The organism is Pedobacter jeongneungensis, assembly GCF_039538295.1.
Taxonomy (GTDB): Bacteria; Bacteroidota; Bacteroidia; order Sphingobacteriales; family Sphingobacteriaceae; genus Pedobacter; species Pedobacter jeongneungensis.
Genome location: NZ_BAABBY010000001.1, coordinates 218159 through 230822 on the forward strand (window position 1 = coordinate 218159; position 12664 = coordinate 230822).

Annotated in this window: 12 protein-coding genes; 6 read left to right on the forward strand and 6 right to left on the reverse strand. The window is 39.6% G+C overall.

The annotated features are described in order from the left end of the window. Positions 1–142: 142 nt before the first annotated feature. Entirely contained in the window at positions 143–1105 is a 963-nt protein-coding gene (locus ABD769_RS01045; RefSeq protein ID WP_344848537.1) for a hypothetical protein, read from the reverse strand. Positions 1106–1312: 207 nt separating this feature from the next. Here ABD769_RS01045 and ABD769_RS01050 point away from each other — a divergent pair, with 207 nt between their 5' ends. Both ABD769_RS01050 and ABD769_RS01055 read left to right on the forward strand, forming a co-directional pair. Next, positions 1313–1945 carry a hypothetical protein gene (locus tag ABD769_RS01050; protein ID WP_344848540.1) on the forward strand — a complete coding sequence of 211 codons (633 nt, stop codon included), beginning with the start codon at positions 1313–1315 and terminating at the stop codon, positions 1943–1945. A gap of 12 nt (positions 1946–1957) precedes the next feature. Further along, positions 1958–2503, forward strand: a complete 546-nt coding sequence (locus ABD769_RS01055; RefSeq protein WP_344848543.1) for a hypothetical protein — start codon at positions 1958–1960, stop codon at positions 2501–2503. A gap of 203 nt (positions 2504–2706) precedes the next feature. Here the strand turns inward: ABD769_RS01055 and ABD769_RS01060 are convergent, their stop codons facing one another. From ABD769_RS01060 to ABD769_RS01070, 3 genes are all read right to left on the reverse strand, one after another. Further along, positions 2707–3891 (reverse strand): MFS transporter, encoded by a 1185-nt coding sequence (locus ABD769_RS01060; protein WP_344848546.1) that lies wholly within the window; start codon positions 3889–3891, stop codon positions 2707–2709. 498 nt (positions 3892–4389) lie between these two features. Further along, positions 4390–4584, reverse strand: coding sequence for a hypothetical protein (locus ABD769_RS01065; protein WP_344848548.1), 195 nt, complete (start codon positions 4582–4584; stop codon positions 4390–4392). Positions 4585–4672: 88 nt separating this feature from the next. Next, positions 4673–5257 carry an RNA polymerase sigma factor gene (locus tag ABD769_RS01070; protein ID WP_113950442.1) on the reverse strand — a complete coding sequence of 195 codons (585 nt, stop codon included), beginning with the start codon at positions 5255–5257 and terminating at the stop codon, positions 4673–4675. Positions 5258–5514: 257 nt separating this feature from the next. Between ABD769_RS01070 and uvrA the strand changes: the two genes are divergently transcribed. Both uvrA and ABD769_RS01080 read left to right on the forward strand, forming a co-directional pair. After that, a complete protein-coding gene (gene uvrA / locus ABD769_RS01075; RefSeq protein ID WP_344848554.1) occupies positions 5515–8328 on the forward strand; it encodes an excinuclease ABC subunit UvrA in 2814 nt (937 codons plus the stop codon). An 8-nt stretch (positions 8329–8336) separates the two neighbouring features. Then, positions 8337–8990, forward strand: a complete 654-nt coding sequence (locus ABD769_RS01080) for a LysE family transporter (protein ID WP_344848557.1) — start codon at positions 8337–8339, stop codon at positions 8988–8990. On the opposite strand, the gene ABD769_RS01085 is transcribed toward ABD769_RS01080, so the two are convergent. Together ABD769_RS01085 and ABD769_RS01090 are read right to left on the reverse strand one after the other, a co-directional pair. Beyond that, on the reverse strand, positions 8980–10302 hold the full coding sequence (locus tag ABD769_RS01085; RefSeq protein ID WP_344848560.1) for a peptidoglycan DD-metalloendopeptidase family protein: 1323 nt from the start codon (positions 10300–10302) through the stop codon (positions 8980–8982). The genes ABD769_RS01080 and ABD769_RS01085 overlap by 11 nt on opposite strands. Positions 10303–10306: 4 nt before the next feature. Next, positions 10307–10747, reverse strand: a complete 441-nt coding sequence (locus ABD769_RS01090) for a hypothetical protein (protein ID WP_344848563.1) — start codon at positions 10745–10747, stop codon at positions 10307–10309. A 197-nt stretch (positions 10748–10944) separates the two neighbouring features. Between ABD769_RS01090 and ABD769_RS01095 the strand changes: the two genes are divergently transcribed. Further along, positions 10945–11790, forward strand: a complete 846-nt coding sequence (locus ABD769_RS01095; RefSeq protein ID WP_344848565.1) for a metallophosphoesterase family protein — start codon at positions 10945–10947, stop codon at positions 11788–11790. A gap of 11 nt (positions 11791–11801) precedes the next feature. Further along, positions 11802–12641, forward strand: coding sequence for a hypothetical protein (locus ABD769_RS01100; protein ID WP_344848568.1), 840 nt, complete (start codon positions 11802–11804; stop codon positions 12639–12641). The last annotated feature ends 23 nt before the right edge of the window (positions 12642–12664 follow it).

The following is a 12664-nucleotide window of genomic DNA, read 5'->3' on the forward strand; positions in this document are numbered from 1 at the left end:
AGAGGGAAATGTGTGATGGCTGGCCATTAGTTTATTTGTGAATAGTTTGATGGTTCAAGGCTGATAGTTTAATCGGTTAATTGTTTAAATCGGTTAACTGATGCCAGACTCATTACATCGGCTCATGACTCTGGACTTCAGACTAATGACTAACCTCTATTTCCCTCAATAACTTATCACATTCAGCAAAGGCATTATACAGGTATTTATTGCGGTGTTTTTCTCCCTGTCCGCTAAAGGAAACCGATTTCATAACCAAGCCCTGCATCCATTGTTTGGTTTGCCTGCAATAAGCCTGATCTTCGGTTCTTAAATAGTTAAAAGTATTAAATCTGTTGTAGCAGCTCATGCGGTCTTTAAAATCCACTAAGTAGGAAATACTCCCCAAAACATCACAGTTGTACCAGTTGAATGTGTGGGCCGGGTCGATGGTTTTTTTGCTGCTGATGGCATACATATTCATATCCGTTAAGCAGTATTTTACCTGCTCCACAATTTTAATAGCCAGCCCGGTATCGGTAAGGTGCCCGGCCTCAAATGCATACCTGATCTGTTCTAATGTGCCTGTTATGGTATCTTTCGACCATATTTCGGTACTGGGTATTTCTAAATAAGCGGCATGCAGCGCTTTCGAAATTTCGATAATTTCATCAGAAAGAAAGGAAGAGTTAAAAGGTACTTCGAGGTTATTGGCGCTGTTTGCCCAGAAAAATAATTTAAAACTGGTGAGTTCGGGGTATTTAAAAAAATGAAATACAGGAATGTCGTCAGTAGTAATGGTAATGTGTTTCTCCTTACTGTTTTTAATTGCCTTAATGTTATCTAAAAGATTGCGCAGGTAATTTACCATATCTAAATCTTCGTTTACGCTGAGGTAACTAAAAGTAACCGATAGTGATTGCTTTGGACTATATAAAAAAGGTACATCAAAACAATCAGACAATTTGATAATCTGCTGGAAAGTGAGGTTGCTGTCGCCCCTTATTTTTTTATATGCTTCGTTGGTGCTGATCCCTAACTCTTCGGCTACACTTAGTGCCAGGTTCTGGTAATCGGGAAGCGATGATTTAATTGCCTGAAAAAATAAAGCCTGTTGGTTATCCATAAAGATTAATTTTTGAATTCAAAATAGTGTTTTTTAATAACTAAAAGAATTATTTGACTGGTTTAAATTTTAAAGTATAATTTTTAACAAAAAAAATTTACCTGTTTTTTATTTTAAAGATAATTATATGCCTGTTTGTAATCTTTAAAGTTAATTGATGGATGTTTAGAGTTTTAGATTTGATTAAGAATTTAAACGGACATCAAAATGAAAACGAAAATCTCTATACCCATTATACTTCGCGGTTATGTCGCGGGGTTTAATGTAAAAACAACAACATCTGATTTAGCTGTTTCAGCTGGTTTTTTCTTTTCGGGCTGTGCATCTTTTTCGGATAAGATGATAAGCCACCACAAAAGCAATTTATTGCAAAAAGATTTACCGCAACTCTCAGGCGTCTATCAGCTAAAACCAGATTTGGTGTATAATAAAGACGGCGAAGCTAAAGTGGCACAAGGCAAATATTTAATTGAAAATATTCATAGGTATATCAGTCAAAAGAAGATCGATTTGGATACTTCTGCCAATTTACGGCTAACAGTTAAAGTGCTCGATAGCAATAAGGTTAGCTTTCTTTTTCAAAAAGATAATGTGGTTCTTGATCGTGTAACATTACCGGCAGAATTACAACCAACAGGATTGCTGTACTTAGGTAATCACTATGTAAAAGCTATCGGTGTTCCATATTTATGGGGAGGTGTAATGAGTGAGAAAACAAGGATCGGTTTGGCGAATGACGGTGGCCTAATTCTGAATCATGTAACTGATCGCTCGGGGGAATCTTATTGGTGTTTTTGGGTGGTCATTCTTCCCAATCTGCCTATCATTTTAAAAGAATAAACTCAAAATAGTATGAAAAAGCTTCTTTTATTTTTCGTTTTAGCCCTGCTAGGCAATGCAGCTAAAGCACAGCGCGATTATGACAATTTCTTTAACGCTTTAAACGGTGGAATAGAGTTTGGCGCGGCAACATTACGTGAACCGTTAATGTCAGGTTTTATCGGTTATAACAAGCCTAATTCTTACATCAAGTTCAAGTTCTCTTCTGTAATGCAGGATACCTACGAGGTGAATGTAAATGGCGAGGACACTAAGGTGCCTGGTTTTTCGGAAGCGGCATTAATGCTCGGCAAAAAGGTAAAAATCAACACCAACAGCCGTTTCGAATTTGGTGCAGGTGCCGCAGTTACGAGCGATCTAAAGAAATACGATCAATCGAATAGCGATACCACGCGTGATAAAATTATACAGAAAAATGCTGCTGCACTTGTTGCAGAAGTGCGATATGTTTTCCGTTTTATTGATGATATCGGGGTTTCTATATCCATTAATGGAAATGTAAATAAGCAGAAAACTTTTGCCACTGCTGGTTTAGGTTTGGTACTCGGCTTAAAGTAAAATGATATTGATTTGAATGAATAGATTTTATACTGTGGGTTTTATTAACGGCACCGTCTTTTAATTATAAACCTGATGGGAACGGCAGCCCGAGCTTTTTATGCGAGGCTATAGTGTAATTTTGAATGATTGAATAATTGAATAATTGATTGAGTGAGTGAATGGATGGATGTTGAAACTCACTCATTCATTCAATTATAATGTTAATGAAAGGAGGTAACCGGCACTTTAACTTCTTCGGTTACGCCCTGATTGCTTTTAATTAACCAGAATGCAAAGAAAGCGCCAACCAGGGCCATTGCAGCACCCACATAAGCCGGTGAAGTATAATCGAATCCATACACTAATGGAAGTCCGCCGAAAAAAGCACCCAGAGCATTGCCAATATTAAAACTCGCCTGGCTTGCTGATGCCGCCAGCATTTCGGAACCTTTAGCGCTCTGGATCATCAGCATCTGGATGGGAGCAGCTAATGCAAAGGATACTGCACCTGTAATAAATGTCATAATTAAAGCCAAAGGCTGGCTGGCCGATACAAAGTGCACAATGGTTAGGGTAACTACCATGGTGAGTAATAATGCTGCAGATGCTTTGGCTGGCGAAAATTTATCGGCCAGTATTCCACCAATGTAATTGCCACATAACATGCCTATTCCCGCCAACATTAAGATATAGGTTACTGCATTTGGCGAAAAGCCTGCAACTTCTGTCATTAGTGGTGCAATATAACTGTACCAGGTAAATAAACCGCCTGTTCCGATAGAGATCATAAAAATAATGATCCATGCTGCTCTCTTTTTAAAGAAACCTAATTCTGCTTTTAAATCGCGGTTTTTGGTGGCATCTAAAGCCGGTAACCATAATTTTAAACTTAATAAAGTAACCAGGCCAACAAATACTACAACTGCGAAAGATATACGCCATGAGAAATTATGCCCGATAAAAGTACCCAAAGGCACACCCACAATATTGGCAATGGTTAAACCCATAAACATTAACGATACGGCCTGGGCAGCTTTTCCTTTTTCGGCTATTCTGCTGGCCACCACCGAGCCTACGCCAAAAAATGCACCATGGGGCAGGCCTGAAAGTAACCGGGCAATAAATAAGGTATTAAAAGTAGGGGCAAAGGCCGAAAATGCATTGAAAACGGTGAACATGATCATTAAGGCAATCAATATCATTTTTGGCGGATATTTACCTGCAATCATAATCAGTAAAGGGGCGCCGATTACCACACCCAATGCATAAGCCGAAATTAAATGACCGGCCTGGGGGATGGTTACTGCTAAATCTTTCGAAATATCTGGCAATAGACCCATCATCACAAATTCAGTGATTCCGATGCCTAAACCGCCTAAAGTGAGTGGAAGTAAGTTCTTGTTCATAGCGCCCTTAGTGTTAAAATTACACTATGCAAAGTTAAGGCTTTTTGCTTTAGGGGATTGTAAAAATTAGGACATTTATGGGGATGGAAGATGTGGTTATGGAAAATGGATGAGGGCCTGCGATAAATTGTTATTAGATTGTTTTATTGTTGAATTGTTTTATGGTTGATAGTTAGATGGTTCATGGACGATATGCAATAACCAAATTGCAATTACCAATAAACTAGTGCGGAATAAATTATGACTCATTAGGTTTTGGCGATTAGTGGTTAACAATTTAACAATCCCACAATAAAGCAATCCGGTAGCAGTTTGCAGTTACAGTAACCAATTCGAACAATTAACCGATTAACCAACATTGCAGCTACCAATAAACCAATGGCCAATGAACAAGTGAACAACCTAGCCATCGCCCATCTTACCTCTTCCATTTTCCATCACAAAAAAAAAGCTTGTCCCACCCTGTGAAACAAGCTTTTTTGGCCCGTGTAAAATTTACTACTTTGTTCTGCTGTAAGCTAAAATCTTATTGATGGTTTCATCTTGAGGATTTGTAGCCAGTCTATCTAACTTACTTTTTATTTGATCATAAAATAAGTCGATTTCTGCGTCAGATTCAATATCAGTTTTAGGCTGAAACATGTTAGGTGTAGGTAAATTTACATTGTTTTTTGATGTAGAGGTTTTTGTCATAAGCAACTGAATGTGATAAGTTTTATAAACTTAACGATTGTTCAGATGCTTTATTTCAACCCCTAAAATATTTTATGTAACAATTTCGCTACCCTTTATAAGTCATCTCCTTCGTCTTGAGCATTTTGCGCAGGTTGCTTAATGCATAACGCATGCGGCCAAGTGCTGTATTAATGCTTACATCAGTTAAATCGGCAATTTCTTTAAAACTCAAATCAGCGTAATGACGCATTAAAAGCACTTCTTTTTGCTCATCTGGCAATAAATGGATCATTGCTTTTAAATCTTTATGGGTTTGATCGCGGAGCATTCTGTCTTCTGCGCTCTCATCATAAAAGTGTAGCATATTGAATACATCCATACCATCCGAACTGGTGATGATGGGTGTTCTTTTTTCTTTCCTGAAATAATCGATAACCAGGTTGTGCGCAATACGCATTACCCAGGGTAAAAACTTACCTTCTTCGTTATATCTTCCTGATCGCAGGGTATTGATCACTTTTATAAAAGCATCCTGAAAAATATCCTCCGCCAGATATTGGTCTTTAACCAATAAGTAGATAGAGGTATAAATTTTACTTTTGTGTCTTCTTAAAAGTTCCTGCAATCCATTCTCGTTCCCGGTAATATATACCTTTACCAGGTCCTGATCGTTATATGATTGTAAATTCATAGGTTTACCTACACTAAATCCCTTACTATTTGCCAAAAATTAATTTGTAGATGTTTAATTTCTATAGCTCTTCTCCTATGTTTTTTGAATGTGTCAGTTTGGTTTTGAGGTTGTTAATGTTCAAAGAAAGTTATTTTTTTATCAAAAAACAAAAAATAAAATGTTAAAAAATAAATTAACCGTCTGAGTACCCTATTTTTGTAATTCCAAAAACCCTAACCACATTCTGGGGTTATACAATATATTCTTTACAATACATGAGCAAAAAAGAGGCCGAAAAAGATCCGCATAAAAATATTATCATAAAAGGTGCCCGCGTGCACAACCTGAAAAATATCGATGTTGCCATCCCCAAAAATAAACTTGTGGTGGTTACGGGTATGTCGGGTTCGGGCAAATCGTCGCTGGCTTTCGATACCTTATATGCCGAAGGACAACGCAGGTATGTAGAAAGTTTATCTTCTTATGCCCGCCAGTTTATGGGCCGGATGAATAAGCCTGATGTTGATTATATTAAAGGGATTGCCCCGGCAATTGCCATCGAACAAAAGGTAATTACTTCCAACCCACGCTCAACGGTTGGGACTTCTACCGAAATTTACGATTACCTGAAACTGCTTTTCTCGCGTATCGGTAAAACCATTTCACCTGTTTCGGGCAAAGAGGTTAAAAAAGATTCGGTAAGTACGGTGGTAGATTATGTAAATGCCATGCCTGAAGATACTACGGTAACCATTTTTTGTCCGCTGTATCCGCACAATAACCGTACGATTAAAGAAGAACTGGCTATCTTATTGCAAAAAGGTTTTTTGCGTGTATTGATTAACGATAAAATTGAAAAAATTGAATCTGTTCTGGATGATGCTGATTTTAAAGATGCTGAATTAACAGATGATAAAACCGTTCAGATCCTGATTGACCGGATTGTAACCAACCAGGAAGAAGAAACTTTAAGCCGCCTGGCCGATTCGGCACAGACTGCATTTTTTGAAGGAAAAGGCGATTGTTATGTAGAGACACAAGGTACTACGAAACATTTTAGCGACCGCTTTGAGCTCGACGGAATTAAATTCGAAGAGCCTACGCCAAACTTTTTCTCTTTCAACAACCCTTATGGTGCCTGCAAACGTTGCGAAGGTTATGGGAATGTGATCGGTATTGATGAAGATCTGGTAATTCCTGATAAGAGCAAAAGTGTATATGATAATGCGATTGCGCCATGGCGTGGAGAAAAAATGAATGTATGGCTGCAGAATTTTATTAAAGCTGCTCCGAAATTCGAATTTCCGATCCACCGCCCGTATAGTGCCTTAACCGAAAAAGAACAGCAATTACTTTGGACCGGAAATAAATATTTTGCGGGACTGGATGCTTTTTTTAAAGAACTGGAAGAGCAGACTTATAAAATACAGTACCGGGTAATGTTATCGCGTTACCGCGGAAAAACCACCTGCCCTGATTGTAAAGGTTCGCGTTTGCGTAAAGATGCTTCTTATGTTAAAATAGCCGAAAAATCAATTATCGATGTGGTTTTAATGCCATTATCAAAGGCTTTGGTTTTCTTTAATGAGCTGAAATTAAGTGCAAACGATACTAAAATTGCCAAACGTTTACTGGCCGAAATTGATAACCGCTTCCTTTATTTAAATAATGTAGGCCTGGGTTACTTAACCTTAAACCGTTTATCGAATACTTTATCGGGAGGAGAATCGCAAAGGATCAATCTGGCTACCTCACTAGGAAGTAGTTTGGTGGGTTCTATTTACGTACTGGATGAACCAAGTATCGGTTTACACCCACGTGATACCAATAAACTAATCGAGGTATTGGTATCGCTCCGTAATGTAGGTAATACCGTGATTGTGGTAGAGCACGAAGAAGAAATGATGCGAGCGGCTGATTATATTATTGATATCGGTCCCGAGGCTGGTACACACGGTGGTAACTTGGTTTTTAGTGGTAATTACGAAGAGATTTTAAAAGATAAAAACAGTTTAACCGGTCGTTATCTTTCAGGAGAAGAAAAAATTGCCATTCCGGAGAAACGCCGTAAATGGAAAGACCATATCCTGATTAAAGGTGCAAGGGAAAATAACCTGCAGAATATCGATGTGAAATTCCCGCTTGGCGTATTTACGGCGGTAAGTGGCGTTTCGGGTTCGGGTAAAACGAGTTTGGTTAAAAAAATCTTATATCCGGCGCTTCAAAAAGCAATCGGGAATTATGCGGGCGAACAAACCGGTGCTTATGATGGCATTTTTGGGAATTACGACCTGGTAAGTGCGGTAGAAATGGTCGATCAGAATCCTATCGGACGATCAAGCCGTTCAAATCCGGTTACCTATGTAAAAGCCTGGGATGATATCCGGGCGCTATTTTCAGGTTTAGCATCTGCAAAAGCTGCGGGATTAAAACCAGCTGCATTTTCTTTTAACGTAGAAGGTGGACGTTGCGATGTTTGCCAGGGCGAGGGGGAAGTGAAAATCGAAATGCAGTTTATGGCCGATATTTACCTGCCTTGCGAAGCCTGTAACGGTAAACGTTTTAAACAGCAGGTTTTAGATGTAACCTATAAGGAGAAAAACGTATCCGAAATTCTGGATATGACGATCGATGAAGCAGTTGATTTCTTTAAGGATGAACAAAAAATCCTCAACAAACTAAATCCTTTGGTTGATGTTGGTTTGGGTTATGTGCATTTAGGGCAATCATCCAATACTTTATCAGGCGGTGAGGCGCAGCGTATTAAACTGGCTTCGTTCCTGATTAAAGGTAACAATGCCAATAAAACGCTGTTTATTTTTGATGAGCCTACCACTGGTTTGCACTTCCACGATATTAAAAAGCTGTTGAAAGCACTGAATACGCTTATCGAGCAGGGCAATACAATTTTAGTTATCGAACACAATATGGATATGATTAAATGTGCTGATTGGGTGATCGATATCGGTCCTGAAGGTGGTGATGGTGGCGGTCAGCTGGTGTTTGAAGGGATACCTGAAGACCTGGTTAAGGTTGAAAAATCGTACACCGGAAAATATTTAGCATCGCATTTAAATTTAAATCCATAATTTCGGCAATGCTTTTTCTAACGTTTTTCATCGGCATCGTTCTCAATGCAATGGGTTATATACCCCCGGGCAATATCAATCTGACTGTTGCGCAACTGGCCATTAACAAAGGCATGCGCCAGGTTTGGTATTTTATCTTATCGTTTTCTTGCGTGGAAGTGTTTTTCACCTTCGGGATGATGCGTTTCGCGAGGTGGGCCATGAGTGATATCAACCCGAATGAGGCCGTAAGCGAGGTACGCCTAAGTACCCTGGTTGATTGCTTTATGATTGTGATGTTTCTGGTGATGGGTACCATTACCTGGAGAAACCGGAAAAAAGTACCTAAAACGAGCAATAAAAAAGAAGATAAACGCAGCGGAAGTGTTTTATACGGATTAATTTTAGGGGTGCTAAATCCGGTCCAGATTCCATTCTGGCTATTTTTTGGCAATTATGTAATTTTACACCAGTGGATTGAAACCGATTACCTATCGCTGGTTATATTTAGTTTAGGCTCGGGTGTGGGTTCTTCGCTGGCACTTTATGTATATGCCCATTTTGCAACTTATATTCAGGAGAAATTTGCGTTAAGCAGCCTGATTATCAATAAATCAATCGCGATATTTTTATATGCACTGGCCGCTTATCTGGTAGTGAAACAGTTGATTGTTATTTTATAATCCAGCCGGTTTCTGCATCGGCACTGCCAATGAGTTGATAATTACCAAAGGTGCCTAAAAGGCTTACGGTTTGCCCTTCTTTTAACGTTGTTTTAACGGCAGCTAAACTATCGGGTTTATCATAAACTTTTTGCTGAAGTACATTTATTTTAAGCTTTTTCAAGGGCTCCGTTGCTTTTATCAGGCCATTGCTTTGAATAAAACCAATGCTACCATCAGGCAGTTCTGCCTTATAATAACTTCCTGTTGCGGCATTAGCCTGTAAAATTGTGCCCGAATTTAGTGTAGCCAGAACAGTTCCTTTATTTTGTGGCGAAGCAAACATTTTAACGGCAGATGTGGTCCTTAAGGTTTTATTTAACCTGTTGCCCGGGGCAGTAACGTTCGCCGGAGTTTTGGTTACCGGATCTATAAAAGGCAATGGATTTACCGCACCGTTAAAAGTATAAACGCCAAAATGTAAGTGGGTAGGCGTAGTACGGGCATTGCCGGTATTTCCCATGAGGCCTAAGGTATCACCAATTTTTACTTCCTGTCCTTCTACCGCGATCTGTTCATCTAAATGGGCATAATATAAGGTATAATCTTTGCCTTTCGGGCGCATCCAAACCACTTTTCCACCCAGGTTATTTTCGTTTACCCGCGTTACCGTTCCTTCCGAAATGGCCAGAACAGGCATTCTGAAATTGCCGAAAATGTCTACTCCTTCATGCTTTCTTGCATCATTATCCCTGCCATCTCCCCAATAACTTTTAATACTGTTGGTATTTTTCGATTTTATCGGGAAAGCAAGCGATGGACCGGCTGTAATCTCCAATTCGTAGGCCACATTCTGCAACAGTTCAGGTTGCAGCCTGATCAGATAAGTGCCGGTTTCATCAATATCGAAAACAATCGGATTGTTTAAAGTATCGGCCGAAGTTATAAGTTTTTGGGCCTGATCTGTGTTATACCAAACATCAATATAAATTAAAGCACCAACGGAAGGCGTTTTGGCCAGTTTTATAGTTAATTTTTGCCCTTTGGTTGCATTGAATTTATAAGCCGCCGCCGGAACTTTATCTGCAGCAAAATAACCGTTTTCTTTATAAGGAATATTAATGTTTAATGCTTTTTGCGTGCTCACTGCAGCGGCATTTAACCATGCAGAACCCATCGCGGTTTTATCGAGACCCACATTCATTAATTTTCTTTGGTATTGCTCGTGCGGACTAGCAGCTTTAAACAGGTTAACAGATCCTGTTTTGCAGGAAATGATAAACGTTGCAAAAGCAATAGAGAAAAACCACAAAAGTAATCGGGGAGTTTTCATTATGCTAAGCCTTTTTTAAGCGGTTAAACACGGCTGCAGTAACCAGTCCGCCGATGACGTACCAGGCCACTGTTAAAATCTTTGTTTTATCAGTTTTGGTAACTGGCGTATCATCCAAACCTATTTTGTCGGGGATGCTTATGGCGCCCAGGCCAGCGGTAATGCCAGCAATTGCCCCTTTCAGATAAATATTTTTCCGGTCTCCTAAACCAATGGCACTATAATATAAACCATTGCTTATAATATCACCGGCAAGGGTAGCCAGGTAAAGATCGTTGCCGCTGGGCGCTTCGAGGTTTAAACTATCCATCGATTTCGATAAAGCCTCTTCGCCCAAAAGATCAATCCTGGGTGCATCAGCATCGAGGTGCCTCGCACTTTCATGTAATATATTTAAGGCTGCAGCACCTGCAAAGCCAGCGAGTAATGATTTAAGTAGTTTCATAATAGAATAATCCCTGTAAGCCGTAAATTGTTTTATTGGGGTGGATATTATGGCTTTAGCTGCATTTGCAGATTGGTATTTGTTATAAAATTGATACACGGATAAGGTTCTGTTAACCTAATCATAACATTAAATTTATGTTTAAGAAGCCTGGTCAACCTATTATTGGGCTTTAATACAAAACATATTTTATCCTTATGTCTAACAGACGATTTTTCCTGAAAAATAGTTTGGCTGCTGCGGTTGTGGCCAGTATTTCGCCAGTTTTATCTTCATTTGCTGATGAGCAGCATCCTGTTTCTGCTAAAACCGGTAAAGCGCCGAAGTTGCGTTTTGCTATAGCCTCTGATGGTCATTACGGGCAACCGGGGACTGAATATAAACTTCATCACCAGAATATTGTAAAGTGGTTAAATGAAGCGCACGATAAAAATCCTTTAAATTTTGTAATCATCAATGGCGATCTGGTTCATGATCGTCCTGATTTGCTGCCTGAAGTTAAAAAAGATTATTACGATAAACTTAAGGTTCCTTTTTACGCCATTCCGGGCAACCACGATAATGCCGATACCAAAATATGGAAATCGGTATTTGGTTATGAGGATAATTTTTCTTTCGAAAAAAACGGGGTAGGTTTTGTTCTGGCCAATACTTCGGATACCAAAGGAACTTATTTATGCCCTAATAACGATTTTTTAAAACAGGAACTGGACAAGTTCAAAAACCTGAAAACTGTTTTCGTGGTATTGCACATTCCACCACATTTTTGGGTACCCGAAAGTCCTTTTGTTGATTGTCCCGATACCATTAAATTATTGCATAGTTACCCCAATGTAAAGGCTGTTTTTCATGGCCACGACCATAGTCTTGATGCTGTTTTTTACACTGATAAACTTCCTCATTTTTTTGATGCACACATCGGCGGGAACTGGGGTACGGCTTATAAAGGTTACCGGATTGTGGAGGTTGATGAGAACGATAAAATTCAGACTTATCAGGTAAATGCAAGTCAATCGCCAATGTTAAACGAAACCAAATTTTAACAATTACATCAATGAAAAAGACATTTTTGATGCTCATTTTTGCTTCTGCGGTATTTAGCTGTGCTGCGCAAAAGATAAGTACAACCAAAACAGATGTTAAAGCAGGAACGGATGCCGCTCAACCTTTTCTGTTCTCTTTAAATACCCTCACCGCAGAAAACCCGCGCTGGAATATCCATTACTCTGGTAGTTATGGCGAAAGAACCAACGGACAATTTGGCTATGATGGCTTGGGTCAGCAGTTTGGTGTTAAAGGCTATTTAGGGAGCAGATTTACTTTATATGCTACAGCTGCAATCGGTTTTGCCAATGCCGGTGGCGTTACTTCTGCAGAACAGGCCGAAGTAATCAGGGATTTAGTTGGCGGAAAAGGTATTGCAGGCTTTCGGTTGGGTGCTGGTTTAGGCTTAAGCCGTGATTGGTCGAACATTGGCTCGGCAATCAGCCGGATTACTGCTTCATTCGACCGCACAAACTGGCGGATGGCGGGAAACCTCCGTTTCGAAAAAGCTTTTGATAAAACGAGAGACAAACTCGATTTTATTACCAGTTTTGGTTATCAGCACCGTGTTTCGAATGTTTTGTACATCGGTGTTGAAGCTTTAGGACAAGATTTAGAAGGTTTCTGGGAAAAAGACGAGGCAGAAGGTGGCGCAAAAGTAATGCTTGGCCCGTCAATAAACCTGGAACCAAACCATTCCAAACTGTCGTTTTCCATCTCCGGCGGACCAGTTTTCTACGCCACACGCAGTCAGGTAATCCCATCTGAAGCGATCCGCGAAATCGGCTCCGTGGCCTCGGGCAATGGTTATACCATCAGGGCTCTGGTTAATTTTAATCTTCACCGCTAATATTGCGTATATTCAATAAGAAA

Excerpts from the sequence above, each read along its gene's own strand:
- ABD769_RS01100 (WP_344848568.1), top strand. The coding sequence starts at position 11,802 with ATGAAAAAGACATTTTTGATGCTCATTTTTGCTTCTGCGGTATTTAGC.
- ABD769_RS01055 (WP_344848543.1), top strand. The coding sequence starts at position 1,958 with ATGAAAAAGCTTCTTTTATTTTTCGTTTTAGCCCTGCTAGGCAATGCA.
- ABD769_RS01045 (WP_344848537.1), bottom strand. The coding sequence starts at position 1,105 with ATGGATAACCAACAGGCTTTATTTTTTCAGGCAATTAAATCATCGCTT.
- ABD769_RS01090 (WP_344848563.1), bottom strand. The coding sequence starts at position 10,747 with ATGAAACTACTTAAATCATTACTCGCTGGCTTTGCAGGTGCTGCAGCC.
- uvrA (WP_344848554.1), top strand. The coding sequence starts at position 5,515 with ATGAGCAAAAAAGAGGCCGAAAAAGATCCGCATAAAAATATTATCATA.
- ABD769_RS01060 (WP_344848546.1), bottom strand. The coding sequence starts at position 3,891 with ATGAACAAGAACTTACTTCCACTCACTTTAGGCGGTTTAGGCATCGGA.
- ABD769_RS01080 (WP_344848557.1), top strand. The coding sequence starts at position 8,337 with ATGCTTTTTCTAACGTTTTTCATCGGCATCGTTCTCAATGCAATGGGT.
- ABD769_RS01065 (WP_344848548.1), bottom strand. The coding sequence starts at position 4,584 with ATGACAAAAACCTCTACATCAAAAAACAATGTAAATTTACCTACACCT.
- ABD769_RS01070 (WP_113950442.1), bottom strand. The coding sequence starts at position 5,257 with ATGAATTTACAATCATATAACGATCAGGACCTGGTAAAGGTATATATT.
- ABD769_RS01085 (WP_344848560.1), bottom strand. The coding sequence starts at position 10,302 with ATGAAAACTCCCCGATTACTTTTGTGGTTTTTCTCTATTGCTTTTGCA.
- ABD769_RS01050 (WP_344848540.1), top strand. The coding sequence starts at position 1,313 with ATGAAAACGAAAATCTCTATACCCATTATACTTCGCGGTTATGTCGCG.
- ABD769_RS01095 (WP_344848565.1), top strand. The coding sequence starts at position 10,945 with ATGTCTAACAGACGATTTTTCCTGAAAAATAGTTTGGCTGCTGCGGTT.